Source organism: Streptomyces sp. SYP-A7185 (assembly GCF_046103685.1).
Classification (GTDB): Bacteria; Actinomycetota; Actinomycetes; order Streptomycetales; family Streptomycetaceae; genus Streptomyces.
This window is the reverse complement of the sequence record NZ_CP122310.1, coordinates 6,903,905-6,929,261: the sequence shown is the minus strand read 5'-3', so window position 1 is coordinate 6,929,261 and position 25,357 is coordinate 6,903,905. Positions and strand designations below refer to the sequence as shown.

Annotated in this window: 23 protein-coding genes; 5 read left to right on the top strand and 18 right to left on the bottom strand. The window is 72.2% G+C overall.

The genetic code is table 11. The annotated features are described in order from the left end of the window. Positions 1 to 13 precede the first annotated feature (13 nt). The 4 genes from QBL25_RS30480 to QBL25_RS30465 all read left to right on the top strand — a co-directional run bounded on the left by QBL25_RS30480 (position 14) and on the right by QBL25_RS30465 (position 2,092). Positions 14 to 343, top strand: coding sequence for an ArsR/SmtB family transcription factor (locus tag QBL25_RS30480; protein ID WP_409060142.1), 330 nt, complete (start codon positions 14 to 16; stop codon positions 341 to 343). Beyond that, entirely contained in the window at positions 343 to 582 is a 240-nt protein-coding gene (locus QBL25_RS30475; RefSeq protein ID WP_361842933.1) for a hypothetical protein, read from the top strand. Before QBL25_RS30480 ends, QBL25_RS30475 begins: the two co-directional genes overlap by 1 nt. Before the next feature lie 164 nt (positions 583 to 746). Continuing rightward, positions 747 to 1,415, top strand: a complete 669-nt coding sequence (locus tag QBL25_RS30470; RefSeq protein WP_409060141.1) for a potassium channel family protein — start codon at positions 747 to 749, stop codon at positions 1,413 to 1,415. Further along, complete coding sequence (locus QBL25_RS30465; protein ID WP_249587254.1) at positions 1,415 to 2,092, top strand: TrkA family potassium uptake protein; 678 nt, start codon at positions 1,415 to 1,417, stop codon at positions 2,090 to 2,092. The genes QBL25_RS30470 and QBL25_RS30465 overlap by 1 nt, the downstream gene beginning before the upstream one ends. 118 nt (positions 2,093 to 2,210) lie before the next feature. Here the strand turns inward: QBL25_RS30465 and QBL25_RS30460 are convergent, their stop codons facing one another. The 16 genes from QBL25_RS30460 to QBL25_RS30385 all read right to left on the bottom strand — a co-directional run bounded on the left by QBL25_RS30460 (position 2,211) and on the right by QBL25_RS30385 (position 23,179). Continuing rightward, positions 2,211 to 2,951: a DUF3159 domain-containing protein gene (locus tag QBL25_RS30460; protein WP_409060140.1), complete on the bottom strand. Its 741-nt coding sequence runs from the start codon at positions 2,949 to 2,951 to the stop codon at positions 2,211 to 2,213. A gap of 3 nt (positions 2,952 to 2,954) precedes the next feature. Next, positions 2,955 to 3,353, bottom strand: coding sequence for an OB-fold nucleic acid binding domain-containing protein (locus QBL25_RS30455; RefSeq protein WP_409060139.1), 399 nt, complete (start codon positions 3,351 to 3,353; stop codon positions 2,955 to 2,957). A gap of 88 nt (positions 3,354 to 3,441) precedes the next feature. Next, positions 3,442 to 4,125 (bottom strand): response regulator, encoded by a 684-nt coding sequence (locus QBL25_RS30450; protein ID WP_351173923.1) that lies wholly within the window; start codon positions 4,123 to 4,125, stop codon positions 3,442 to 3,444. Positions 4,126 to 4,217: 92 nt separating this feature from the next. Further along, on the bottom strand, positions 4,218 to 6,764 hold the full coding sequence (locus QBL25_RS30445) for an ATP-binding protein (protein WP_409060138.1): 2,547 nt from the start codon (positions 6,762 to 6,764) through the stop codon (positions 4,218 to 4,220). A gap of 148 nt (positions 6,765 to 6,912) precedes the next feature. Further along, complete coding sequence (locus tag QBL25_RS30440; protein ID WP_409060137.1) at positions 6,913 to 7,593, bottom strand: ABC transporter ATP-binding protein; 681 nt, start codon at positions 7,591 to 7,593, stop codon at positions 6,913 to 6,915. 78 nt (positions 7,594 to 7,671) lie between these two features. Then, positions 7,672 to 8,898: an alginate lyase family protein gene (locus QBL25_RS30435; RefSeq protein ID WP_409060136.1), complete on the bottom strand. Its 1,227-nt coding sequence runs from the start codon at positions 8,896 to 8,898 to the stop codon at positions 7,672 to 7,674. A 161-nt stretch (positions 8,899 to 9,059) separates the two neighbouring features. Further along, positions 9,060 to 9,980, bottom strand: coding sequence for an ABC transporter ATP-binding protein (locus QBL25_RS30430; RefSeq protein WP_409060135.1), 921 nt, complete (start codon positions 9,978 to 9,980; stop codon positions 9,060 to 9,062). Next, on the bottom strand, positions 9,973 to 12,792 hold the full coding sequence (locus QBL25_RS30425) for a hypothetical protein (protein WP_409060134.1): 2,820 nt from the start codon (positions 12,790 to 12,792) through the stop codon (positions 9,973 to 9,975). Before QBL25_RS30425 ends, QBL25_RS30430 begins: the two co-directional genes overlap by 8 nt. Further along, positions 12,789 to 16,121: an FtsX-like permease family protein gene (locus tag QBL25_RS30420; protein ID WP_409060133.1), complete on the bottom strand. Its 3,333-nt coding sequence runs from the start codon at positions 16,119 to 16,121 to the stop codon at positions 12,789 to 12,791. The genes QBL25_RS30425 and QBL25_RS30420 overlap by 4 nt, the downstream gene beginning before the upstream one ends. Positions 16,122 to 16,255: 134 nt before the next feature. Next, positions 16,256 to 16,936: a potassium-transporting ATPase subunit C gene (locus QBL25_RS30415; RefSeq protein WP_409060132.1), complete on the bottom strand. Its 681-nt coding sequence runs from the start codon at positions 16,934 to 16,936 to the stop codon at positions 16,256 to 16,258. 23 nt (positions 16,937 to 16,959) lie between these two features. Then, positions 16,960 to 19,068 carry a potassium-transporting ATPase subunit KdpB gene (kdpB, locus tag QBL25_RS30410; RefSeq protein WP_409062826.1) on the bottom strand — a complete coding sequence of 703 codons (2,109 nt, stop codon included), beginning with the start codon at positions 19,066 to 19,068 and terminating at the stop codon, positions 16,960 to 16,962. An 83-nt stretch (positions 19,069 to 19,151) separates the two neighbouring features. Then, a complete protein-coding gene (kdpA, locus tag QBL25_RS30405; RefSeq protein ID WP_409060131.1) occupies positions 19,152 to 20,816 on the bottom strand; it encodes a potassium-transporting ATPase subunit KdpA in 1,665 nt (554 codons plus the stop codon). Between the two features lie 7 nt (positions 20,817 to 20,823). Further along, complete coding sequence (kdpF, locus tag QBL25_RS30400; RefSeq protein WP_033264828.1) at positions 20,824 to 20,913, bottom strand: K(+)-transporting ATPase subunit F; 90 nt, start codon at positions 20,911 to 20,913, stop codon at positions 20,824 to 20,826. A gap of 379 nt (positions 20,914 to 21,292) precedes the next feature. Continuing rightward, positions 21,293 to 22,060 carry a DUF3710 domain-containing protein gene (locus QBL25_RS30395; protein WP_409060130.1) on the bottom strand — a complete coding sequence of 256 codons (768 nt, stop codon included), beginning with the start codon at positions 22,058 to 22,060 and terminating at the stop codon, positions 21,293 to 21,295. A 1-nt stretch (position 22,061) separates the two neighbouring features. Further along, positions 22,062 to 22,598 (bottom strand): dUTP diphosphatase, encoded by a 537-nt coding sequence (gene dut, locus QBL25_RS30390; RefSeq protein WP_409060129.1) that lies wholly within the window; start codon positions 22,596 to 22,598, stop codon positions 22,062 to 22,064. Further along, the gene (locus QBL25_RS30385; protein WP_409060128.1) at positions 22,595 to 23,179 is read right to left on the bottom strand and encodes a PaaI family thioesterase; all 585 of its coding nucleotides are present in this window, start codon (positions 23,177 to 23,179) and stop codon (positions 22,595 to 22,597) included. The genes dut and QBL25_RS30385 overlap by 4 nt, the downstream gene beginning before the upstream one ends. A 58-nt stretch (positions 23,180 to 23,237) precedes the next feature. Between QBL25_RS30385 and QBL25_RS30380 the strand changes: the two genes are divergently transcribed. Then, the gene (locus tag QBL25_RS30380) at positions 23,238 to 23,684 is read left to right on the top strand and encodes a DUF3093 domain-containing protein (RefSeq protein WP_409060127.1); all 447 of its coding nucleotides are present in this window, start codon (positions 23,238 to 23,240) and stop codon (positions 23,682 to 23,684) included. A 117-nt stretch (positions 23,685 to 23,801) separates the two neighbouring features. Here the strand turns inward: QBL25_RS30380 and QBL25_RS30375 are convergent, their stop codons facing one another. Continuing rightward, the gene (locus QBL25_RS30375) at positions 23,802 to 24,740 is read right to left on the bottom strand and encodes a hypothetical protein (protein ID WP_409060126.1); all 939 of its coding nucleotides are present in this window, start codon (positions 24,738 to 24,740) and stop codon (positions 23,802 to 23,804) included. Between the two features lie 13 nt (positions 24,741 to 24,753). Continuing rightward, positions 24,754 to 25,050, bottom strand: coding sequence for a DUF4193 domain-containing protein (locus QBL25_RS30370; protein WP_055544889.1), 297 nt, complete (start codon positions 25,048 to 25,050; stop codon positions 24,754 to 24,756). Positions 25,051 to 25,357 lie beyond the last annotated feature (307 nt).

Here is a 25,357-nt window from a genome sequence, read left to right as displayed (position 1 = left end):
GAGAAGGCGGACCATGGACAGCGAAGAGCTGCTCGCCTTCCTCTCCGCCGTCGGCCACGCCCAGCGGATCCGGATCATCACCGAGCTCGCCCCGGGACAGCTGTACGTCAGCGAACTGGCGCGGCGGCTCGGCGTCTCCCGCCCCCTGCTCTACATGCATCTCGAACGTCTGGAGAAGGCCGGCCTCGTCGTCGGACGCCTGGAGCTCTCCGACGACGGCAAGGCGCTCAAGTACTTCGAACTGGCGCCGTTCGACGTGCGCCTGAACGTGGAAACGATCCTCGCGGCCGTCCGGGAGGACGCGTCCGACGACGGCGGACAGCACTCACCAGAGGGGTCTTAATGGACGACGTGATCATCCCGGTCGCCTTCTTCCTGATACTCGCCGGCGCGATCGTGGCCGTCGCCTACTTCCAGACGCAGCGCAACCGCGAGCGCGACCGTCAGTACGCCGAGGCGATGGAGCAGTACCGCGAGGTCGTCGAGCGCGCCCGGTCCGAGCAGGAGGCGGCGCGCCTTCAGCTCGTCGAGATGGGCTACCGGCTCAAGTCCGTCGAGAGCCTGCTGCGCAGCGTCGACTGACCGGTCGACTGACCGCAGGCCGAGCGGCGGACCGGTTCCGTGTGCACCGGGGGGTGCACGGGGGTGCCCACCGTGGACCGTGCGTGTGTAGCTTGGGCGTCGGTCTGAGACGCTTTTACCGTTCAGCCTGAGCAAAAAGTATTGACACAGCCGGAAGGACGGGCGTGCACATCGTCATCATGGGCTGCGGGAGAGTCGGATCGGCTCTCGCGCAAACCCTGGAACAACAGGGGCACACGGTCGCCGTGATCGACCAGGACCCCACCGCCTTCCGCCGTCTCGGCTCCGGCTTCGGCGGCCGCCGCGTCACCGGCGTCGGCTTCGACCAGGACACCCTGCGCGAGGCCGGCATCGAGGAGGCGGGCGCCTTCGCCGCGGTGAGCAGCGGCGACAACTCGAACATCATCGCCGCCCGCGTCGCCCGCGAGATGTTCGGCATCGAGAACGTCGCGGCCCGTATCTACGACCCGCGCCGCGCCGAGGTCTACCAGCGCCTGGGCATCCCCACCGTCGCCACGGTCCGCTGGACCGCCGACCAGATGCTGCGCAGGCTGCTGCCCTCCGGGGCCGAGCCGCTGTGGCGCGACCCCACCGGCGGCGTACAGCTCGCCGAGGTGCACGCGTCCGCGGCCTGGATCGGGCACAAGATCAGTGAGCTCCAGGAGGAGACCGGCGTCCGCGTGGCCTTCCTCACCCGGCTGGGCGAGGCGGTCCTGCCGACCTCGCAGACGGTGCTCCAGGAGGGTGACCTGGTGCACGTGATGATGCGCACCGACGAGGTCGAGAAGGTCGAAGCGGCGTTCGCCGAAGGCCCCGAGGAAGGCGGTCAGTGATGAGGGTCGCCATTGCCGGAGCGGGCGCGGTGGGTCGTTCCATCGCCGGTGAGCTCCTGGAGAACGGGCACGAGATTCTGCTCATCGACAAGGCGCCGACCGCCATCTCGGTGGAGCGCGTGCCGCAGGCCGAGTGGCTGCTCGCCGACGCCTGCGAGATCACCTCGCTGGACGAGGCCGCCCTCCAGCGCTGCAACGTGGTGATCGCGGCGACCGGTGACGACAAGGTCAACCTCGTCGTCTCCCTGCTCGCCAAGACCGAGTACGGCGTCCCGCGGGTCGTGGCCCGCGTGAACAACCCCAAGAACGAATGGCTCTTCAACGAGTCCTGGGGCGTCGACGTCGCCGTCTCGACCCCGCGTCTGATGTCCGCCCTGGTCGAGGAGGCGGTGAGCGTCGGTGATCTCGTCCGGCTGCTGCGCTTCAGCCACGGCGACGCGAACCTCGTCGAGCTGACCCTGCCGCCCGAGTCGGCCCTGGCGGGCACGCAGGTCGGCGACGTGCAGTGGCCCGAGGACACGTCCCTGGTGACGATCATCCGCGGCACGCGCGTCCTGGCGCCGACCGCGGACGACTCCCTGGAGGCGGGCGACGAGCTCCTCTTCGTGGCCGCGCAGGCCCGCGAGGAGCAGCTGGAGGACCTGCTGTCGGTCCGCCGCGAGGACGCGGCCAGCTAGCTCCGCGCTTGTACGTGAATGGGGGGCGCCCGGAAGATTCCGGGCGCCCCCCATCACGTACGGGAAAAGCGCGGCCTGGTACGGGAAAAGCGTGGCCTCGTACGGGAAAAGCGCGGCCTCAGGCGTCGCGGTGCTCCGCCTTGCGCTCGGCCTCGCGCTCCTTCTCCGCCTTCTCCGCCGCTTCTATCTCGGCGAACACGTCGATCGGGGCCGGGGCCTTCGCCAGGAAGACCCAGGTCAGCCAGACGGCGAGCAGGAACGGCGGGATCTTCAGGGCGATCAGGACCCAGCCGAACTGGGTCGTGTCCGCCCACCAGTACAGCGGGAAGAGGATCGCGCACTTGGCGAGCAGGATCAGGCCCCAGGCCCAACTGGCCTTGGTGTACGCCTTCTTGCGCCCTGGGTTGCGGGTCCGCCAGGAGAGGTTCTCCTTGAAGACCGGGCCCAGGATCAGGCCGATCAGCGGGACGCCCGCGATGGCCGTGACGATGTAGGCGAGGGCGAGGCCCAGGGTGTAGAGCATGCCCGGCAGGTAGAAGTCCTTGGCGTTGCCGGTCATCATCGCGAAGACCACGCCGAAGGCGACTCCGAAGACACCGCTGAAGGCGTGCTTGACGGTGTCCTTCGTGACCAGACGGACCGCCACGAGCACCAGGGACACCGCGAGGGCCGCGATGGCCGACATGTGCAGGTCCTTGTTGATCGTGAAGATCGTCACGAAGAGGAGGCCCGGGACGACGGTCTCCACCATGCCCCGCAAGCCGCCGAAGGCCTCGAAGAGCGCGGCCTCGGTCACGGCCCGGGAATCGGGGTCCTGATCCGTGCGTCCTTGGTCCGCTGGCTTGTCGAGGGACGTCACCGGCTACTCCCGTCCGAGGGGTCTGAGTTCGTACTTCGGGTTGAAGAGCACCCGGCGGCCCCGGCTCATCGAGACCCGGCCGGACGCGATCAGCCTGCGCCCCGGCTCTATCCCCACGATGGAGCGCCTGCCGAGCCACACCACGTCCAGAGCCGCGGAACCGTCGAACAGCTCCGCCTCCAGGGCGGGGACGCCGGCGCGTGGTCGCAGGGTGACCGTGCGCAAGGTACCAGTAACCGTGACTATCTGGCGGTCGTGGCAGTCTCCGATACGGGTGCATCCAGCCGTCTCGGCGTCCTCGCGCAGCTCTTCCGACTCCAGATCCCCCTGGGAGGAGGACAGCCGGTCGAGCATGCGCCGGAAACGGCCTGCCGGCTTCTCGGAACCTGGAACAGCACTCATACAGGAAGCGTACCGGGGGTCGCCGACAGCGCCGCAATGGGTGCGCTCATGTGTGCCTATGCCCGCTCAGCACGGTTTGACCCTTGACTCATCGCTCGAACCTGTAACCCATTCCCGGCTCGGTGATGAAGTGCCGCGGATGCGCGGGGTCCGCCTCCAGCTTGCGGCGCAGCTGGGCCATGTAGACGCGCAGGTAGTTCGTCTCCGTCCCGTACGAAGGGCCCCACACCTCCTGGAGCAGCTGCTTCTGGCTGACCAGCCGCCCGGTGTTGCGCACCAGGACTTCGAGGAGGTGCCACTCGGTGGGCGTCAGGCGTACGTCACGGCCGTCGCGGTTGACCTTCTTGGCGGCCAGGTCGACCGTGAAGTCCTCCGTGTCCACCATCACGTCGTCCTCGCCCGCTCCGGTGGGCTCGGCCCTGCGGATGGAGGCCCGCAGCCGGGCAAGCAGCTCGTCCATGCCGAAGGGCTTGGTGACGTAGTCGTCGGCGCCCGCGTCGAGCGCCTCGACCTTCTCGTCCGAGCTGTGCCGCGCGGAGAGCACCAGGATCGGGACGCGCGTCCAGCCGCGCAGGCCCCTGATGACCTCGACCCCGTCCATGTCGGGCAGGCCGAGGTCGAGCACGATCACGTCGGGATGACGAGCGGCGGCGAGCTGGAGCGCGGTGGCCCCGTCCGGTGCCGCGTCCACCTCGTACTTGCGCGCCTTCAGGTTGATCACGAGGGCGCGTACGATCTGCGGCTCGTCGTCGACCACGAGCACCCGGGTCATCCGTACCTGCCTTTCGGGCTTGTGGGTCTTGTCGGCGGCCTTGTCCGGGGCCGCGCCGGCGGGGGTGCCGGTGCTCTCGCCGGCGGGGGCGGTCATGACATGGCCTGGGCGGAGAGGTCCGGCAGGGCCTGCGGTCCGCCCTCCGCCGCCCGCAGGGTCAGGACCATGGTGAGACCGCCGCCGGGGGTGTCCTCGGCCTCCAGCGTGCCGCCCATGGACTCCACGAAGCCGCGGGCGACCGCGAGGCCCAGGCCGACGCCGGCGCCGCGCGGGGCGTCGCCGTAGCGCTGGAAGGGCTCGAAGATGCGGTCCTTGGCGGCATCGGGGACACCGGGGCCGCGGTCCACGACGCGCAGCTCCACGCGGTCGCCGAGCGTGCTCGCGGAGACCAGGACCGGCTCGGCGTCGAGGCTGTACTTGACCGCGTTCTCGACGATGTTGGCGACCGCGCGCTCCAGGAGGCCCTTGTCGACGGAGACCATGGGCAGCGTCTCGGGGATGTCGAGGTCGGCGCTGCCGTCGGGGACGCCGCCGAGCGCCATCGGGACGACCTCGTCGAGGTCGATCGCGCGGATCAGCGGGGTGACCGTGCCGGTCTGGAGGCGGGACATGTCCAGGAGGTTGCCGACCAGGTGGTCCAGGCGGTCGGCGCCGTCCTCGATGCCTTCCAGGAGCTCGGCCTGGTCCTCCTCGGACCAGGCCACGTCGTCCGAGCGCAGGGACGACACGGCGGCCTTGATGCCCGCCAGGGGCGTACGCAGGTCGTGGCTGACGGCGGCGAGCAGCGCGGTGCGGATGCGGTTGCCCTCGGCGAGGGTGCGGGCCTGCTGGGCCTCGTCGCGCAGCCGCTGGCGGTCCAGGACCACCGCGGCCTGCGCGGCGAACGCGGCGAGCACCCGGCGGTCCTCGGCGGGCAGCACCCGGCCGGACAGGGCGAGCGCCATGTGGTCGCCCACCGGCATGTCCACGTCGGCGTCCTCGGGGCGGTCGAGCATGCGGCCCTCGCCGACGCGGCCCGCGCAGGTCCAGGGCGCGACGTCGCTCGCGCGCTCCAGGAGGGCCACCGAGTCCATGCTGAAAGTCTCGCGCACGCGTTCGAGGAGGGCGTCCAGGGAGGTCTCGCCGCGCAGCACGCTGCCCGCGAGGAAGGACAGTATCTCCGACTCGGCACGCAGCCTGGCCGCCTGATGGGTGCGGCGGGCAGCGAGGTCCACGACCGACGCGACGGAGATCGCGACGCCCACGAAGACGATGATCGCGACGATGTTCTTGGAGTCGGAGATCGTCCACAGGTGCAGGGGCGGCGTGAAGTAGTAGTTGAGGAGCAGCGATCCGAACGCCGCCGACGCCAGGGCCGGCAGGAGACCGCCGAGCAGCGCGGCGGCGACGGTGAGCGTGAGGAACAGGAGCATGTCGTTGGCCAGGCCGAGGTCCGCGTCGACGTGGGTGAGGAGCAGCGTCAGGAGGGCCGGGCCTGCCACGCCCACCAGCCAGCCCCAGATGCTCCGGGAACGGCCGAGCCGGGCCCCGCGCGCCACGGGCAGGCCGCGCCCCTTGGCGACCTCGTCGTGCGTGACGATGTGGACGTCCAGGTCGGGGCCCGAGTCACGGGCCACCGTCGCGCCGACGCCGGGGCCGAAGATGTACTGCCAGGTCTTGCGGCGCGAGGAGCCGAGGACGATCTGGGTGGCGTTGACGCCCCGGGCGAAGTCGAGCAGCGCGGCCGGTATGTCGTCGCCGATGACGTGGTGGAAGGTGCCGCCCAGGTCCTCGACGAGGGTGCGCTGGACCGCGAGCTCCTTGGGCGAGGCCGCGGTCAGGCCGTCGCTGCGGGCTATGTAGACGGCGAGGATCTCGCTGCCGGAGCCCTTGGCGGCCATCCGGGAGGCGCGGCGGATCAGGGTGCGGCCCTCGGGGCCGCCGGTGAGGCCGACGGCGATGCGTTCGCGGGCCTGCCAGGTGGAGCGGATGTCGTGCTCGCCGCGGTACTGCTGGAGGTACTCGTCCACGCGGTCGGCGACCCAGAGCAGCGCGAGCTCGCGCAGGGCGGTGAGGTTGCCGGGTCTGAAGTAGTTCGACAGGGCCGCGTCGACCCGGTCGGGCTTGTAGATGTTGCCGTGGGCCATGCGGCGGCGCAGCGCCTGGGGCGACATGTCGACGAGCTCGATCTGGTCCGCGCGCCGCACCACCTCGTCCGGCACGGTCTCGCGCTGGCGTACGCCGGTGATCGACTCGACGACGTCGCCCAGTGACTCCAGGTGCTGGATGTTCACGGTCGACACGACGTCGATGCCCGCGCCGAGCAGCTCCTCGACGTCCTGCCAGCGCTTGGCGTTGCGCGAGCCGGGGACGTTCGTGTGCGCCAGTTCGTCCACCAGGGCGACGGCGGGCGCGCGCTCCAGGACGGCGTCCACGTCCATCTCGGTGAAAAGGGTGCCGCGGTAGTCCAGGTCCTTGCGGGGCACCTGCTCCAGGCCGTGCAGCATCACCTCGGTGCGCGGCCTGCCGTGGTGCTCCACGAAGGCCACGACGCAGTCGGTGCCGCGCTCGATGCGGCGGTGCGCCTCGGACAGCATCGCGTACGTCTTGCCGACGCCCGGTGCCGAACCGAGGTATATCCGAAGCTTGCCGCGTGCCATGGCCCCATTGTCTTCCCGAAACTGCTCTGTACGCAGCGTCGACCTTACGGCCAACAATTCCCCCGAAAGGGACGTAGGGGCGCCCGAGGGCGGTCTTTGACGCAACCCTGATGTCGGTCGCGGGGCCACCTTGCAGCGTCGTGCCGCGTCAGTGCTCGACGATCTCGCCGTCGCGCAGCTCCAGGACCCGGTCGGCGAGGTCGAGCAGCGCCGCGTCGTGCGTGGCGACCAGGGCGGTGACGCCCTCGCCGCGGACGACGGCGCGCAGCAGCTCCATCACGGCGTGCCCGGTCTCGGCGTCCAGCTGGCCGGTGGGTTCGTCCGCGATGAGCAGGGCGGGCCTGTTGGCCAGCGCCCGGGCGATCGCCACCCGCTGCTGCTGGCCTCCGGAGAGCTCGCCGGGCCGCTGCTCGGCATGGTCGGCGAGGCCCACCAGGGCGAGCAGCAGGGCGACGCGCTCCTCCCGCTCGCGGGGGTCGGTCCTGCGCAGCCGCAGCGGGACGCCGACGTTCTCCGCGGCGGTCAGGATGGGCAGGAGGCCGAAGGACTGGAAGATGAAGCCGATGTGGTCGCGGCGCAGCTCCAGGAGGCCGTCCTCGCCGAGCCCCGCGAGTTCCAGCCCCGCCACGGTGATCTTTCCGGCGTCCGGGGTGTCGAGCCCGCCGACGAGGTTGAGCAGGGTGGTCTTGCCAGAGCCGGAGCGCCCCTTCAGGGCGACCAGCTCGCCGCGCGGGACGGTGCAGGAGACTCCGCGCAGGGCGTGCACGGCGAAGGCGCCGCTGCCGTAGGTCCGGTGCAGGCCCTCGACGACGACCGCGCTCTCGGTCATGCCCGCTCCCCCGTACGGTCCTGCTGGGCCGGACGTCGTCAGTATGGTCACCGCGCGTCCGGCCCGACAAGGCCGCGCTCAGGCGGGGTTGTCCGCGTGGGTCAGGGTCTCCCAGGCGACGAACAGGTTGTTGGAGCCCGCCGGGCGGTTCCTCTCGGTGAGCTTCTGGGTGTTGCTCATGGCGTGGCCGAGGCGGCCGTGGAGGGCGTTGTAGCCGACCTCGGTGACGGGCCCGAGGCCGCGGTGGACCGAACCGCCGCACAGGGAGCTCGGCGGGGCCTCGCCCAGCTCGTACCTGGCCTGGAAGCCGAGGCCCTGGCGCAGCCGCTCGCCGACGTCCGTACGGTAGAGGTCCTCGCCCTGGATGCGGCTGGTCTCGGCGACGTGGGAGATCGCGGAGAGTCCGTATCCGGTGTGGGTGAAGTCGCGGCAGGTCTCCTGGGTGAGCCCGGTGGTGAAGGTGCCCTGTCCCTGCCAGTACTTGACGATCTTCGCCCGGGTGTCCAGGTTCTGGCCGGGCACGGTCTTCGGCAGCTCACCGTCGGAGGCGAGGTAGACGTACGCGGCGGTGCGGGTGCGGAACTTCGCCATCGCCTTGTCGTACGACCCCTTGTCCTCCAGGAAGACGGAGATGCCGATGGCGGCCTCCATCATCGACAGCTCCCAATTGCCGTTCGAGTGGGAGCCGTTGATGATCTCGGGCAGGTAGACGGTGCGCAGCATCGTGGCGAAGCGGCCCGAGTTGCTCCAGCCGCCGGTGTACGTGTGCTTGATGATCTCGGCGGCCCTGGGCCAGGACGAGCCCGCCCAGCCGGTCTGGAGGGGGGCGTTGCTGTTGGTGTGGTCCTTGATCGTGCCGGACCAGGCGTCCATCAGCTCGATGGACTTCTTGGCGTAGCGCTCGTCACGGGTGATGTACCAGGCCAGGGCCGTGGTGTACGCGGCTATGGCATCCTCGCGCTCGTCCGTGCAGCCGTAGTTGGGGTCCGAGTAGGAGCCGCACTCGACGACCGCGCGGGGCTTGGGCGTGCGCGACAGGGAGGCGTACTTGCTCCCCATCATCTGGTCGTACGCGCCCTTCCAGGGCTGGGCGCCGGCGTTGACCTTCTCCCGGGCGAAGTCCAGCTGCCCGCGGGAGACGGTGACTCCCGGGTGCGCGAAGGTGCCGGGCGCGGCGTCGGCGCGTTCGGCGCCGGGCCAGGCGAGGAGGGCGGCGACCAGGGCGGTCACCGCGGAGACGAGGGTGGCGACGACGGTCCTGCGGGATCTGCGGTGGTGGCGCACGAGTGTGGGGGTGTGAGCCATGCGAAGGCCATCCATTCTTGTATGTGAACTTCAAGTGCCTTTCTGAACATGCGTGTTGGCCCGAGACCATAGGTACGGACCAGACTTCCGTCAAGGTGTGAAGTCGGCGGTGTCCTGCACGTGTTCGGGGCTTCCGTGCGGTGGGGAGCCCGCGCCGCTGCTCAGGGGGTGGGCGGCGGTGAATCCGGCCTCTCGCCCCAGACACCGATGTGGTCGGGCTCCTCCGTGAGCCGTACGCGACCGCCGAGCCCGTAGCGCTCCACGTAGTCGCGGGGCAGCTGGAGCCGTCCCGCCCGGTCCAGAACCGTGAACTCCTCCCCGGCCCCGCCCTGTTCCCGCAGCGTCTCCGTCGACGTGCGGCCGTCCCGGATGCGCACCGTGCGGCGCACCTGCCCGGAGACCAGCGGGTCGTGCGTGACGACCAGGACGGTCGCGCCGAGTTCCTCGTTGGCGCGGCGCAGGGCGGCGAACACCTCCTCGCCGCCGGCCGTGTCCAGCTCCCCGGTGGGCTCGTCGGCGAGCAGCACGCGCGGGGCGTTGGCGGTGGCGACCGCCACGGCGACGCGCTGCTGTTCGCCGCCGGACAGTTCGGCGGGGCGCCGGTCGCGGCAGTACGCGATGCCGAGCACGCCGAGCAGTTCGGCGGCCCGTGCCGCGCGCTCGCGCCGGGGCACGCGCGCGTACGTCATCGGCAGCGCCACGTTCTCGGCGGCGGTGAGGTAGGGCAGCAGATTGCCGCCGGTCTGCTGCCACACGAAGCCGACGGTCTTCCTGCGGTAGCCGAGGCGTTCGCGGCGCCCCATGGAGAGCAGGTCGTGCCCGGCGACCCTGGCCCGGCCCGCGGTCGGCAGATCGAGCCCCGAGAGGATCGACAGAAGGGTGGACTTGCCGGAGCCCGACGCGCCCACGAGGGCCACGCACTCCCCGTCCCCGACCACCAGGTCGAGCCCCTGGAGGGCCTGCACCTCCACCTTGTCGGTGCGATGGACGCGGACGAGGTTGTCGCAGACGATGAGCCCCTCGTCCCCGGCGGGGCGCCGCGCGGCGGTCGCGCGGGCCTCCAGATCGGCCAGTTCAGTCATCGTTCCTCCCCAGTCGCAGCACGGCTCCCAGGCCCCTGCGCCGCCCGAGCCAGGTCTCCACGGCCACCGCGACGGCCATCAGGGCGACGGTTCCGGCGGCCAGGGCCGCGGTGAACGCGGTGTCGGTCCGCAGGGCGGGCGCGGCGGGCCCGCCGGTGAACTCCCGCAGGTCGAGGGCGGGTCCGAGCAGCCCCGGCAGGGTCAGCCCCAGCGTGACGCCGCCGATCACGGCCGCGAGGGCCAGGGGCAGCAGCTGGAGCAGGTGCAGCCCCGCGGTGGCCCGGCCGCCGAGCCCCAGCGTGCGCAGCCGGGCCGCGGTGACACCGCGCGCGGGGGCGGAGAGCAGGAGTTCGAGCACCAGGGCGAGCAGGGCCAGGAGCACGGCCAGGGCGGTGCAGGCGGTGTGCGCGGCGGTCAGCGCGGCGACCAGTCCGTCCTCGTCGGCGTCGGCCTGCTCCTCGGCGCGGATCCGCAGCTCTCCGGTGGCGGCGCCCGGCGCGGTGCGCGGGACGACGGAGCGCAGTTCGGTGACGTCGAGGCGCGGCCCGTAGAGGAGCAGCGCGGACTCCTCGAACTCGTCCGCGTCGAAGGCCGCGAGGTCGCGGTTGTCGGCAAGCAAAAGGCGGTCCTTGCCCTCGTCGGCGGCGCGCACGGGGCCGAGCGCGGGATCGCCGCGCACGGCGTCGGGCAGGGCGCCCACGACACGCAGGGGCCACTGCTCGCCGTGCAGGGTGATGGTCAGCAGCTCCCCCGCGCGGGCGTCGTCGGCGAGCACCCGGATCTCCCGGTCGCGGTCGCCGTCGCCGTCGTTCTCCCCGGGCTTCCCTAGCTTTCCGGGCTTCCCGGGCTTTCCGGGCTTCGCGAGGCCTGCGTGCCGCAGCGCGCGGGCCGCCGCCGAACCCCCGTCGGCGGAGAGCAGTTCCGTGCCGTCGACGCCCACCAGGCTCGCGACCCCGTACCGCCCGCCGTCCCTACCGCTGACCGGGTCGACCCGCACCTGCCGTACCGCCACGCTCCGCTCCACGCCACGCGCGCGTGCCAGGCGCCCCGCGGTGTCCGGGTCGCGGCCCGCCCCGAGGAACGAGGCGTCGGCGCCCACCCGCCAGGCGGCGGCATCCCGCCGCCCCTCCGTCAGCGTCCCGGCGACCAGGCCGCCGAAGACGGCACCGGCCAGCGTCACCACCAGGACGAGCAGCGCGAGGGCCCGGGCGGGAGCCTCCTTGGCGGCGCGGGAGAGCGCGACGAGCGCCACGGCTCCGCGCCCCCGGGCGGCCCAGCGCGCGGCGAGGCGGACCGGCACGGGGTAGAGGCGCACCAGGACGACGACCGTGGCGAGCCCGAGGAGGACGGGAACGGCGGCGAGCAGGGGATCGCCGCCCGCGCTCCCGGAGGTCCCCCGGGCCCGCAGCGCGAAGACGCCCGCCGTGGCGAGCACCAGCACGCCCGCCTCGGCGACGGCACGCCGGCCGCCGCCCGCCCCCGCGTCCCGCCACAGCGCCCGGTCCCGCACGGCCCACCAGGTCAGCGCGGGCAGCACCAGCCAGGTCCCCACGGCGATGAGCAGCCCCCGCCCGTACGCGGCCGAAGCGCCCGGCAGCAGCCAGGCGAGCGCGCAGCCGCCCGCGTACCCGAGCAGCACGGCCGGCGCGGTCCACGCGGCGCGGCCCAGGGCGATCCCGGACGCCGACGCACCCCGCGCGCGTTGCAGCCGGTGGACGGCGAGCCTGCGGCGCACGGAGAGCAGCGCCGCGACGGTGACGGCGGCGCACCCGGCGACGGTCACCGTGGCGAGCGCGAAGGAGATCACGACACTGCCCTGCCGCCACTGGCCCTGGAACTCGTCCAGGGCGTCCGGGAGTTCGGTGGCGCTCTCCATCTCCGTGGCGGGGTGCGGACCCAGGGCGCAGGGCATGCTCTGAGCGGCCATCCCCAGCTCGCAGGTGACGCTCCGCACGGACTGCGGGTAGCGGAGCATGAGGCGTTCGAAGTCCCGCTGCCCCTGGTCGCCGACGAGGCGGGCGGCGGTGTCGCCGGGGTCGAGGCGCATGCTCCAGACCACGGTGAGCTCGACGTTCGCCTGGGTCTGGAGCACTTGCGCGCCGCGCGGCGCGAGGAGGGCGCCGGCGTACCGCCTACCGCCGCGCTCCCCCTCCCCGGGGTCCCGCGCCGGGCCGGCGAGCAGGGGCTGCTCGCGCCAGAGCCGCCGGTCGCCGTCGGCGGCGTAGAAACCCACCACGCGCGCGGAGGCGTGCACGTTCTCCAACGCGCCGGGCCCGAGCCGGAGTTCCTGCCCGAGGCGGAGCTTCAGGGCGTCCCGGGTGCGGGTGGAGAGGGCGATCTCCACGGTGCGTCCGCGGGCGGCGGGGGGCCGTCCTTCGGCGTACGCGGCAGGGGGCGGGGCGTCGGACGCGTGGACCAAGGAGAGCGTGGTGCCGTCCCCCGTACGGACCGTGGGCAGCACGATCCGTGTGGAGTCCCGCACGAGGTGCCCGCGCAGGGCCGCGGGCGCGGCGTTCTCCACGACGACGGAGAACCGCCGCAGGACGCTCCCCAGCGATTCCCTCGCGGCGCCGGTCTCCGCTTCGGGCCCGAACCGCACCCGGTGCGTGACCCCGGGCGCGTCACGCTGCACCCGCTCCAGGCGCGAGGCCAGCGCAGCTCCCGACACGCGGTCGAGCACGCCTTGTCCGCCCACTCCCACCCCGACGAGCACCACCACAAGGAGGGCGAGGATCGCGCCCGGCACCCACTCCCCGCGCCCCCGCGCCTTCCGGAGAGCCCCCGCGATTCGGCCCGCGCGATCAGCCCTCACCCCTCCTCCCCCACCCGCAGCACCCGCCCCAGATCCACCCGCGCCAGCATCCGGGCCACCGCGCCCACCACCCCGCAGATCCCCAGCGTCACCCCGCCCGCCACCGACCACACCCGCACCCAGGGCACCTCGGTGAGCAGGCCGGGGAACACCGGGGCGCCCGTCGCGTCCACGGTCACCACCGGCATGATCAGGGCTGCGAGTCCGGTCCCGAGCGCCGTGCCCAGGACCGCCGCCACCCCCGCGAGGGCCAGCTGCTCCGTCCACAGGTACGCCGTGAGCTGCCTCCGCCGTACCCCCAGCGCCCGCAGCAGCGCGAACTCCCGCTCCCTGGACCGCGCCGAGAGCACCGCGTGCAGCGTGAAGGCGATGACGGCGAACGCCGGGGCGAGGACGAGGCAGAGCCACAGGCCACCGCGGGCGCCGCGCCGCAGGGGGTCCTCGGCGAGCGCCACGCGCGCGTGCGGCACGTCCGTCGCGGTGCCGAGCCGGGGCCGGTCCCGCACCGCCTGCCGTGCCGCGGTGGCATCACCCCGTACGGCCCCCGCCCACCACATGCTCTCCGTCCCCGGCAGCGCCCCGCTCAGCACCAGCTGTGCCGCCACCGCCCGTGAGTCCGCGAGGAGTCCGGGCCGGTCGCGCGCGACGCCCGGGACCGCCGCGATCCGCCCGGTGATCCGCAGCCGCGCGCTGCCGCCCGTGCTACGCCGCACCGTCACGACGTCCCCCACGCGCACCGCCCCGGAGTCGAGCAGCGCACGATCGGCGAGCGCGGGCGCCGCCGGGCGCCCCTTGGCCCGGTCCGTGCCGAGGCGGACGTTCCACGTCGGGTACTTGAGCCGCGTGTCGGGCCCCCGGAGCACCGCGTCGAGCAGCGCCCCCGCGCCCGTACCCCGCCGGTCCGCGCACAGCACGGGACCCGGTGACTCCCCGACCGCGCCCCGCGGCCGCTCGGCCCCGGGGCACCCCGCCGCGTACCGGTCCGGGGTGTCCTCGCGCAGGTCGTGCCAGTCGGCGTCCCGCGTGAGCCCCGGCACCCGGTCGACGCGGAGCCGGTAGGTGCGCCGCACCGTCTCGCCCGTCATGCTCAGGTCGATCTGGAGGATCCGCACGCCACCGCTGCGGACCGGCACCTTCAGCGGGAGGGTCCGCACCTTCCCGGCCTTCACGGCCTTCTCCGGCTTCCCCGGTTTCCCCACCTTCTGAGGCTTCCCCGGCTTCCCTCCGCCCCTGTCCGCCCGGAGGCGCACCGCACTGGAGTGCACCAGGCCGTCCTCGTCACCGAAGAAGACCGTGAGCCGGACCGGAAGCGGACGACCGGGCCCGTCCGCCGACAGCCGCACCCGCAGGGGAAGTTCCCGCACCGGCCGCCCCCCGGCGACGGGCAGCCCGTACGGCGGGGTGCCCTTGCCCAGCGGCTCGGCCAGTTCCCGCAGCGGCCGGTCCGCGAGGTCCCGGCGCAGGGAAGGTACCGGGCCGCGCCCGGTGTGGATCCCCGTCACGGCCACCGCGTCCTGCCCGATGTACCCCTCCGTCACCACCACCGGCGTCACCGCTTCCACCCCGGGCAGCGCACCGAACGTCGCGCGCCGCGCCCCGGGCGGCACGCTCTCGCCGGGCTCGATCCGCAAGTCGGCGCCCACCTGGAAGGCCGCCTGGTCCCGGTCGCCCCGGTCCAGGATGGCCAGGGCGGTGCTGCTCAGGGCCGCGACGGCCAGGGCGAGCGTCACCACCAGGGCGGGCCCGGCGTGCCGTGCCGCGCGGCGCGCGATCTGCCAGCCGCCGAGCGGCAGCACGAGCCCGCTGCCCCGCCGGGCGAGTGGTTCGACGGCCCGCGTCAGCAGGGGCAGCAGACGCAGGAGGAGGAGCGCGGCGGCGGTGGTCATCACCACGGGCGCGAAGACGAGCACGGGGTCGACGCCGTCCCCCGTCACCGGCGACCGGTACTGACGCAGTTGCAGCCAGCCCAGGACGGCCACCGCCCCCAGCACCACGTCGGCCCCGACCCGCTGCGCCCCGGCGAACCGCCCCACCCGCAGCCGAAGCCTGCTCACCGCACGGCGGTCCCGCACCACCCGCACCGTGGGCACCAGCACCGCGCAGCCGTGCACCACGACCGCGAAGGCCGAGCCCGCCCACGCGGCGCCCGTCCCCACCGCGTCCGGCACCCCGCCGTGCAGCACCCCCGCCCCTTCCAGCACCCGCAGCAGCGGCCCCGCGAGGCAGGGCGCGGCGACACCCACCGGCAGGGCGACCACCGCCCACTGCACGCCGGTCGACAGCACGAGCCGCCGCGTTCCCGCACCCCGCGCGGCCAGCAACGCCAGCTCCGGGCGCCGGTGTTCGGCGAGCCTGCGCCCGGTGAGCACCAGGGCGGCGACCGCGAGGGCGGCGAGCAGCGTGGCGGGGACGTAGAGCCCGGCGCGGGCCACGGCGATGGGAGTGGTGAGCCGGTCAAGGGCCCTGCGCAGCCCCGCGGAGACGGTCAGCTCGGTCGCGCGTTCCTTGCCCCGGTGCACCGACAGCGCGGTGTCGCTCCCGCCGAACCTCCGGGCCCGCTCCGCGAGCGGCTCGATGTCGGCGAGCCGAAGGCCCCGCGCATCGGGCACGCCGAGCCAGAGCGCGCCCGCGTCCCCGGCGAGCCCCGGCCGCGCGGTGAACGCCCCGCGCGGCACGAGCGCGATGGAGTCGGGCGTCCCGAACGTGCTGCTCAGGCCCGCCCACAGCGCGGGGCCGCGCCCCTCGGTCCCGTAGAGCCCGACGACCCGCAGCCGCAGGGGCCGGCCACCGGCGCCGCGCACGCTCAGCTCGTCGCCGGTCCTCACCGCGAGTTCGGCGGCGTACGCCCTGGTCAGCACGGTCTCCACGGGGGCGTCCGCCGGACCGCCGCGGCCCGCGCGCGGCCACCGTCCCGCGCTGAGAGCGGCGTGGGCCCGCGCCCCTTCGAGCGCGACCACGGACACGGTGGCGTCCTCGCGGCGGCGGCCCCCGGCCTCGGTCACGGTGAGTTCGTCGTTGCGTGCCGCGGGCGCCCGCAGCGCGAGGCGTGTGTGGTGGGGCACCTCGCCGTAGGTGCGGCCGACGGCGGCCCGGACGTCCGGGTCCAGCTTCCGGATGCCGTCGGCGTCGTACCGCCCGGCGACCTCGACGACGGCTTCGCGGTCGGCGGCGAGCCGCTGCCGCACCCCGCCCTCGACGGCCTGCTCGGTCAGCGCGGCGAGGGCCGCGAGGACGGTGGCCGCCAGCAGGACGGCGAGCCCGGCGGCCCCGAGCACCATCCCGTCGTGTCGGCCGCCGCGCACCGCGGCGGGCACGCGCCGTCCGCTCACCGCACCGGTCTCCCCCCGCGTGACCGGCACAGTATGGACGGACGCGCTCGCGGCCCGCAATGCTCCGGCCGGACAGGCCGAAGCACCGCGGACCGCACGGGAGTTGAGGGAGTGTCACCTGCGTCCGGCGGGGTTCAGCCGCGCGCGGCGACGAGCTCCTTCAGCGCGACGTTGAGCTGGAGGACGTTGACGCGGGGCTCGCCGACGAAGCCGAGGATGCGTCCATCGGTGTGCTTCTCGACCAGCTTCTCGACCCGCGACACGGCGAGGCCGTTCTTCTCGGCGACGCGGTGTGCCTGCAACCGCGCGTACGCCGGGGAGATGTGCGGGTCGAGGCCGGAGCCGGAGGAGGTGACGGCCTCGGCCGGCACGTCCGCCGGCCTGACCGTGAAGCCGGGCGTGGAGTTGTCCTTGACCACGGCGGCCTTGGCGGCCTTCACGTCGGCGATCAGGTCCTTGTTGTCACCGGACAGGTTCGTCGCTCCCGACAGGATCAGCTCGTACCGCGTGTTCACCCCCGCGTCCTGGTTGGAGCCGAGGCCGTTGGACGGCCGGGGCTGGAACCACTTCAGATCGGGTGCGGCGGTCTCCTGGCCCTTCTTCAGCGGCAGGTCGTACCGCTGCCCGATGAGCTCGGAGCCGACGACCTCGCCCCCGCTCCTGATCTCGGAGCCGTTGGCCTTGTCGCTGAAGAGGCCCTGGGCGATGCCGGTGACGGCCAGCGGATAGATGACGCCGCAGATCACGGTCAGCACGAGCAGGGCCCGCAGGCCGGCGCCCAGCAGTCGTGCCGTGCTTCCAACGGAGTTGTTCATGACGATCAGCACGCTTTCAGGAACTACAGCCCGGGGATGAGGGAGATGATCAGGTCGATGACCTTGATGCCGATGAACGGGGCGACGAGACCGCCGAGTCCGTAGATGCCGAGGTTGCGCCGCAGCATCCGGTCCGCGCTCATCGGCCGGTACCGCACGCCCTTCAGGGCCAGCGGCACCAGGGCCACGATGATCAGCGCGTTGAAGATGACGGCCGAGAGGATGGCCGACTCCGGGGACGACAGGTTCATGACGTTGAGCTTGTCGAGGCCGGGATAGACCACGGCGAACATCGCGGGGATGATCGCGAAGTACTTCGCGACGTCGTTGGCGATCGAGAAGGTCGTCAAGGCGCCCCGGGTGATCAGGAGTTGCTTGCCGATCTCGACGATCTCGATGAGCTTGGTGGGGTTGGAGTCCAGGTCCACCATGTTCCCGGCCTCCTTGGCGGCCGAGGTCCCGGTGTTCATGGCCACGCCGACGTCCGCCTGGGCGAGCGCGGGTGCGTCGTTCGTGCCGTCACCGGTCATCGCGACGAGCTTGCCGCCGGCCTGCTCCCGCTTGATCAGCGCCATCTTGTCCTCGGGCGTGGCCTCGGCGAGGAAGTCGTCCACGCCCGCCTCGTCCGCGATGGCCTTGGCGGTCAGCGGGTTGTCGCCCGTGATCATGACCGTCTTGATGCCCATGCGCCGCAGCTCGTCGAAGCGCTCCCGCATGCCTTCCTTGACGACGTCCTTCAGGTGGATGACGCCGAGGACCCGCGCCCCCTTCTCGTCCTCGGCGGCGACCAGGAGCGGTGTGCCGCCGGCCTGCGAGATCGTGTCGGTCAGGACCTGGGCGTCCTCGGAGACGGTGCCGCCGTTCGCCGTGACCCAGGCGACGACCGAACCGGCCGCGCCCTTGCGGACCTTGCGCCCGCGGCCACCCTCGACGAGGTCGACGCCGGACATCCGGGTCTGCGCGGTGAAGGCCACCCATTCGGCCCCCTCCAGCTCCCCCTGGTGCCGCTCGCGCAGCCCGTACTTCTCCTTCGCCAGGACGACGACGGAGCGGCCCTCGGGCGTCTCGTCGGCCAGCGAGGAGAGCTGGGCGGCGTCCGCAAGCTCGGCCTCGGTCGTCCCGCGCACCGGCACGAACTCGGCGGCCTGCCGGTTGCCCAGGGTGATGGTGCCGGTCTTGTCCAGCAGCAGCGTGGACACGTCACCGGCGGCCTCGACGGCCCGCCCCGACATCGCCAGGACGTTGCGCTGGACCAGGCGGTCCATGCCCGCGATGCCGATCGCGGAGAGCAGGGCGCCGATGGTGGTAGGGATCAGGCAGACCAGGAGGGCGGCGAGGACGATCATGGACTGCTCGGCACCGGCGTACACGGCGAACGGCTGGAGCGTGACGACCGCGAGCAGGAAGACGATGGTGAGGGACGCGAGCAGGATGTTGAGCGCGATCTCGTTGGGCGTCTTCTGCCGGGCCGCGCCCTCGACCAGGTTGATCATGCGGTCGATGAACGTCTCGCCGGGCTTCGTCGTGATCTTGATGACGATGCGGTCGGAGAGGACCTTGGTGCCGCCGGTGACGGCCGACCTGTCACCGCCCGACTCCCGGATGACCGGGGCCGATTCGCCGGTGATCGCCGACTCGTCGACGCTCGCGACACCCTCGACCACGTCTCCGTCGCCGGGGATCACGTCACCCGCCTCGCAGACGACCAGGTCGCCGATGCGCAGCTCGGTGCCGGGCACCTGCTCCTCGGCCGTGCCGTGCAGACGGCGGGCCACCGTGTCGGTCTTGGCCTTGCGCAGGGTGTCCGCCTGCGCCTTGCCGCGGCCCTCGGCCACCGCCTCCGCCAGGTTGGCGAAGATCGTGGTCAGCCAGAGCCAGACCGCGATCGCCCAGCCGAACCAGTCCCCCGGGTCCTTGACCGCGAGGACGGTGGTGACCACCGAGCCGACGAGCACCACGAACATCACGGGCGACTTGACCATCACCCGCGGGTCGAGCTTCCGCAGGGCGTCCGGGAAGGACTTCAGGAGCTGCTTGGGGTCGAACAGACCCCCGCCGACCCGGCCGCCGCCGTCCTGGTGCCCGCCGGGCACGTCGTGGTGCGGTGCACGGGTGGGGGTAGCGGTGGACATGGAGCCGGGCTCCTCTGGCTTCTGCGGGTCGGTGTGCTGCGGGGTGCCGGTGTGCCGCGTGGCGCCGGTCTGCGTGCCGGGGGTCATGACGCGAGCCCTTCGGCGAGCGGCCCCAGGGCAAGGGCGGGGAAGTAGGTCAGACCGGTGATGATCATGATCGTGCCGACCAGCAATCCGGTGAACAGGGGCTTTTCGGTGCGCAGGGTGCCGGCGGTCTCCGGGACCGGCTTCTGCTCGGCCAGCGAACCGGCCAGCGCGAGGACGAACACCATCGGCAGGAAGCGGCCGAGCAGCATCGCGAGGCCGATCGTGGTGTTGAACCAGTTGGTGTCCGCGCTCAGGCCCGCGAACGCGGAGCCGTTGTTGTTGGCGCCCGAGGTGTAGGCGTAGAGGATCTCCGAGAAGCCGTGGGCCCCGGAGTTGAGCATCGAGTCCTTGGGCGTGGGCAGCGCCATCGACACCGCGGTGAAGCCGAGCACCAGGGCGGGGGTGACGAGGATGTAGCAGGCCGCCAGCTTGATCTCGCGGGTGCCGATCTTCTTGCCGAGGTACTCCGGCGTGCGGCCGACCATGAGACCGGCGATGAACACCGCGATGACCGCCATGATGAGCATGCCGTACAGGCCCGAGCCCGTGCCGCCGGGTGCGATCTCGCCCAGCTGCATGCCGAGGAGGTCGAGTCCGCCGCCGAAGCCGGTGTTGGAGGAGTGGAAGGAGTTGACCGCGCCGGTCGAGGTCAGGGTCGTGGCGACCGAGAAGATCGCCGAGCCCGCTATCCCGAACCGCGTCTCCTTGCCCTCCATCGCGCCGCCCGCGACGTCGAAGGCGGGCGCCCCGTGGTGGAACTCCGTCCACATCATCAGGGCGGTGAACCCGACCCAGATCGTCACCATCGTGGCGAGGATCGCGTACCCCTGCCGGAGGGAGCCGACCATCCGCCCGAAGGTCCTGGTGATCGCGAACGGGATCACCAGGATGAGGAAGACCTCGAACAGGTTGGAGAGCCCGTTCGGATTCTCGAAGGGGTGGGCGGAGTTGGCGTTGAAGTAGCCGCCGCCGTTGGTGCCCAGCTCCTTGATGACCTCCTGCGAGGCCACCGCGCCGCCGTTCCACTCCTGGCTGCCGCCCAGGAACTGGCCGACCTCGTGGATGCCGGCGAAGTTCTGGATCGCGCCGCAGGCCACGAGGACGATCGCGCCGATCACCGAGATCGGGATGAGGATACGGACGACGCCGCGCACCAGGTCGGCCCAGAAGTTGCCGAGCTCACCGGTCCGCGACCGGGCGAAGCCGCGCACCAGGGCCACCGCGACGGCGATGCCCACGGCGGCGGACACGAAGTTCTGCACCGCGAGGCCGCCGGTCTGCACGACGTGGCCCATGGCCTGCTCGCCGTAGTACGACTGCCAGTTGGTGTTCGCCACGAAGGAGGCGGCGGTGTTGAAGGCCTGGTCCGGGTCGATCGACGTGAAGCCGAGCGATCCGGGCAGCGAGCCCTGGAGCCGCTGCAAGAGGTAGAGGAACAGCACGCTCACCGCGGAGAAGGCCAGCACTCCGCGCAGATAGGCGGGCCAGCGCATCTCGGCGTCGGGGTTGGCGCCGATGCCCTTGTAGATCCACTTCTCCACGCGCAGATGCCGGTCGGAGGAGTAGACCTTGGCCATGTGGTCGCCAAGCGGACGGTATGCCAGAGCGAGCGCCACGATCAGCGCGAGGAACTGGAGCACACCGGCAAGAACAGGGCTCATGACGTACTCAGAACCTCTCCGGGAACACGAGAGCGAGGACGAGATAGCCCAGCAGGGCGACGGCCACGACGAGACCGACGATGTTCTCGGCAGTCACAGCTTCGCCACCCCCTTGGCGATGAACGCCACCAGCGCGAAAACCGCGATCGTGGTGACGACGAAGGCCACGTCGGCCATCGTGTGCTCCTAGATGAGATGCGAATGATCTGACGTCCTGAGCAAACCTCCTCCGTGGCCGGAAACGACCGTCGTTGACGGCTCCCTTACGTCCGTCGGCTCTCCATTGACGACTCTCTTACGGCTGCCGGTGCGCCTGCCGTACACCTGCCCGCACACCTGCCCGTCCGGCTGTACACACCACCGCTGCGACCTGCGAAAACGCCGATGGGCCGCACTCCCGTCGGGGAGTGCGGCCCATCGGCCTGTTCCATGCGGCCAGGGCGCCCGGGGTGGGCGCCGCGGCACGTCGAGAAGCGCTAGCGCACCTCGGTGATCTCGGGTCCGCGCTGGAGCTGGCCCATGCCGCCGGAGAAGCGCGAGCCCTCCTGCTGCTCCTGCTGGACGGCGCCCTCGGCGACCATCTGGGCGTCGTCGGGCAGCTTCAGGACGATCGGGTCACGGGGAGCCATCGGGCCCTCGCCGCGCACGACGACGGTGTCCCGGAAGATCTGCTCCAGGAGCCCCGCGGCCTGCGGCTGCACCGCGCCCTGGCCGGAGATGACCCCGCGCAGGAACCACCGCGGACCGTCGACACCGATGAAGCGCACGACCTGCACGCCGCCCGTGCCGTCCGGCAGCTGCACCGGCACCTGCGCGCGCAGCTCCCAGCCGAGGGGGCCCTCGACCTCGTCGATGACACCGCCCTGCTGGGTGATGCCCGAGGCGATCTCCTCGCGGACCTCGCCCCAGATGCCCTGCTTCTTGGGGGCGGCGAAGCCCTGGAGCTGGATGGCGCTGTCCTGGAGCACGACGGTGGCGGCGACGATCGCGTCACCCGCGACCTCCACGCGCAGCTCCATGCCCTCGACACCCGGTACGAAGAGGCCGCCCAGGTCCACCCGGCCCTCGCCCGGCTCCCGGACCTCGGAGGCGTCCCAGGGACCGTCGGGGCGGGGCTCGGGTTCGAGCCTCACGCGCGACGACGTCGCGGCCGTGTCAGCACTGTCGGCACGGTCCTCGACGACCTGCTCGGCCTCGCCCGCCGCGTCCTCGGCGGCACTGTCCTTCTTGCGACGTCCGAACACGTCACTGTCCTTCCCGGTCAGATACGACCGATGCGTATCGATTCCCACCCGTTTTGTCACCCGGGCCTGTGCCCACGGCGGCATGGCCGCCGGTGGACCCGAAGCCCCCCTCGGCCCGCGCCGAGTCGGGAAGCTCCGCCACCTCGCGGAAGCGCACCTTCTCGACCTGCTGGACGACCAGTTGGGCAATCCGGTCGAAGCGCTCGAACCGCACGCGCTCGCGCGGGTCGAGATTCACCACGATCACCTTGATCTCTCCACGGTACCCGGCATCCACCGTCCCTGGGGCATTCACCAGGGCGACACCGCAGCGGGCGGCGAGCCCGGAACGCGGGTGCACGAAGGCCGCGTACCCCTCCGGCAGCGCGATAGACACCCCGGTGGGCAGCACCGTCCGCTCCCCGGGGGCGAGTTCGCACGCCTCGGTGGTCCGCAGATCCGCTCCGGCGTCACCGGGCCGCGCGTACGACGGCAGCGGTACCTCGGGGTCGACGCGCCGGATCAGCACGTCGAGCTCCGGTCGGGATACGGGGGTCACGGGTTCACCTCGAAGGCACGTGCGCGGCGGCGCTGGTCCGGGTCGTCCATGGCGGCCCGGATCTCCTCCGGGCGGCCGTTGTCGATGAAGTGGTCGACCTTGACCTCGATGAACAGGGCCTCGGCACGGACGGCGACGGGCCCCTCGGGGCCGCCGATCCGCCCGGTGGCCCGGGAGTAGATCTTCCGTCCGGCGACGGCGGTCACCTCGGCCTCGAGGAAGAGCACGGTGCCCAGCGGCACGGGCCGTACGAAGTCGGTCTCGAGCCGACCGGTCACGGCGATCACCCGCAGCAGCCAGTTCAGCGAGCCGAGCGTCTCGTCGAGCGCCGTGGCGAGCACGCCGCCGTGGGCGAGGCCCGGAGCACCCTGGTGGGCCTCCCGGACGGTGAACTCGGCGGTGACGCCCACACCTTCCCCGGCGCGCGTCGCGAGGTGCAGCCCGTGGGCCTGCCCTTCGCCGCAGCCGAAACAGTGCTCGTAGTGGGCTCCGATGAGCTCGCCGGGGGCGGGCGCGTCGGGGTGGCGGACGGGCGTTATTGCGTCGGCCGGGGGCGTCAGAGCTGCTGTAGTACCACTCACAGGCGCAGACCTTACCCGCGAGTCCGGCAACTCAGCTCATCGTGCCAAGCTTGCCTCCATGCAGCCTTACGAAGAACGCCTGACGGCGCCCCGGTCCTGGTGGCTTGTCTCGCTCCTGGTGGGCGTCGCGATGGCGCTGATCATGCTCCCCTTCGGCACCCTGCCGCTGCTGGGCGGCCTGGTCGCCGGGACGGCGGTCGCCGCGGTCGTCACCAGCTCGTACGGCTCCCCCCGGATCCGGGTGGTGGCCGGCTCGCTCGTCGCGGGCGACGCGAAGATCCCGGTCTCCGCCCTGGGCGAGCCCGAGGTGCTCGACGCGGAGGGGGCGCGCGCCTGGCGCGGTCCCAAGGCCGACCCGCGCGCCTTCATGCTGCTGCGCGCCTACATCCCGACGGCACTGCGCGTCGAGATCACGGATCCGCAGGACCCGACGCCGTACGTGTACGTGTCGACGCGGCACCCCGAAGCGCTCGCGGCGGCGCTCACGGCCGTACGGGCTTCGTAGGAAACGGCTTTCCGGGGGGGCTGCCGGGGGCTTCCGGGGCTTCCGGGGCTTCCGGGGCTTCCCGGGGAAACTGCGCCGGTGGACCGCTGATGGGGTCTTTCCGCGGTTCCTGCCGCGTCAGCGCCCCAGCTCCTTGCGCGACCTGCCGGGGCGCGTGGGGTGCAGCAGGTCAAGCGGCTTCACGGGCTGCTCAAGGGCCGGCAGCTCCGGCAGGGCGTCCCAGGTCACCTGGGACCTCCGCAGGTCCGCACGGACCCGCTCAGCGAGCTTCTTGGTGTCCCGGCGGTTCATGACCGCCCCGACCGCGGCGCCCACCATGAAGGGCATGAGGTTCGGGAGGTTGCGCACCATGCGCTTCATGATCTGCTGGCGCAGCTCGCGCTTCACCTGGCCGCCGAGCGCCGCGTTGATCGACGCGGGTTTCACCACGTCGACGCCGCGCTCCTCGGTCCACGCGGTGAGGTAGGCGGAGCTGCGCTCCTTGAGGTTGCCCGCCGGGCGGCGGCCGTAGACCTCGTGGAGTTCGGCGATGAGCTTCAGCTCGATCGCCGCGACCCCGGTGATCTCGGCGGCCAGTTCCGCGGGCATCGCCGGCGGCACGGGCATCATCGCGGCGGCGCCGACCCCGGCACCGACCGTCGAGGTCGCGTTCGCGGCGCCGAAGATGAGCTTGTCCGCGAGTTGCTCGGCGTCGAGGTCCGGGAACTGCTTGCGGAGAGTCGCCAGGTCGCGGACCGGGACTCTCGGGGCGATCTCGATGACCCGGTCGGCGAGGTAGCCGATCCCGGCCTTGGCGCCGCGTCCGCTCTTGCGCACGCCCGCCCTGACTCCGTCCGTGACGGCGGCAACGCGGCCCTTGGACCCGGGGGCCCTGGACGCCTTGTCGGCCGCCGTCTCGTCGTGTGCCACATCAAGGGCGTCCGCTGGTCCGAGCGAGGCCGTTCCTGTGGGGGAAAAGCCCCGCTCGTCGTCGCGCACGCCGTCCGGGGTGGCGCTTTCCTGGTCCGCTCCGCGCTTGCGGAAGCGGCGCTTCCTCGGCGGGGTCGAGCCTGTCACGGCCGACCCTGCCCTAGTCGCAGTCGCGGCAGATCGGCTGGCCGTTCTTCTCCCTGGCCAGCTGGCTGCGGTGGTGCACCAGGAAGCAGCTCATGCAGGTGAACTCGTCCTGCTGCTTCGGGAGCACCCGTACGGCGAGCTCCTCGTTCGACAGGTCCGCGCCGGGCAGTTCGAGGCCCTCTGCGGCCTCGAACTCGTCGACGTCCACTGCCGAGGTCGACTTGTCGTTCCGCCGCGCCTTCAGTTCCTCGATGCTGTCCTCGTTGACGTCATCGTCGGTCTTGCGTGGGGTGTCGTAGTCCGTTGCCATGTCGCTCTCCCCCTCTGGGTGTCTGCGGTGTCTCAGCGCACGTAACGCGTGAGAGGCCGGACTTGTGCCCGACCTGAGGCGGAGATTTTGCCTCACATCAAGGTCTGTTACTCAATCGACACCCAACCGCACCCCTGAAGAGGTGATCGGTTTGGATGGCGATCGGGACCGTACACGGTCCGAATGTCGCACTTCACAGGCGCCACCCCGTGTACTTCCCGTGATCAAGACCCCTGAAAACCCGGATTTTCCCGGCTTTCCGACGACTTTCACGATCACGGAGAGTAGATGGCCGAAAATTCGCCCC

Bases quoted from the DNA above. Each gene is read 5' to 3' on its own strand.
- QBL25_RS30480 (WP_409060142.1), top strand. From the start codon at position 14: ATGGACAGCGAAGAGCTGCTCGCCTTCCTCTCCGCCGTCGGCCACGCC.
- QBL25_RS30475 (WP_361842933.1), top strand. From the start codon at position 343: ATGGACGACGTGATCATCCCGGTCGCCTTCTTCCTGATACTCGCCGGC.
- QBL25_RS30465 (WP_249587254.1), top strand. From the start codon at position 1,415: ATGAGGGTCGCCATTGCCGGAGCGGGCGCGGTGGGTCGTTCCATCGCC.
- QBL25_RS30455 (WP_409060139.1), bottom strand. From the start codon at position 3,353: ATGAGTGCTGTTCCAGGTTCCGAGAAGCCGGCAGGCCGTTTCCGGCGC.
- QBL25_RS30450 (WP_351173923.1), bottom strand. From the start codon at position 4,125: ATGACCCGGGTGCTCGTGGTCGACGACGAGCCGCAGATCGTACGCGCC.
- QBL25_RS30445 (WP_409060138.1), bottom strand. From the start codon at position 6,764: ATGGCACGCGGCAAGCTTCGGATATACCTCGGTTCGGCACCGGGCGTC.
- QBL25_RS30440 (WP_409060137.1), bottom strand. From the start codon at position 7,593: ATGACCGAGAGCGCGGTCGTCGTCGAGGGCCTGCACCGGACCTACGGC.
- QBL25_RS30435 (WP_409060136.1), bottom strand. From the start codon at position 8,898: ATGGCTCACACCCCCACACTCGTGCGCCACCACCGCAGATCCCGCAGG.
- QBL25_RS30430 (WP_409060135.1), bottom strand. From the start codon at position 9,980: ATGACTGAACTGGCCGATCTGGAGGCCCGCGCGACCGCCGCGCGGCGC.
- QBL25_RS30415 (WP_409060132.1), bottom strand. From the start codon at position 16,936: ATGAACAACTCCGTTGGAAGCACGGCACGACTGCTGGGCGCCGGCCTG.
- kdpB (WP_409062826.1), bottom strand. From the start codon at position 19,068: ATGTCCACCGCTACCCCCACCCGTGCACCGCACCACGACGTGCCCGGC.
- kdpA (WP_409060131.1), bottom strand. From the start codon at position 20,816: ATGAGCCCTGTTCTTGCCGGTGTGCTCCAGTTCCTCGCGCTGATCGTG.
- QBL25_RS30380 (WP_409060127.1), top strand. From the start codon at position 23,238: ATGCAGCCTTACGAAGAACGCCTGACGGCGCCCCGGTCCTGGTGGCTT.
- QBL25_RS30370 (WP_055544889.1), bottom strand. From the start codon at position 25,050: ATGGCAACGGACTACGACACCCCACGCAAGACCGACGATGACGTCAAC.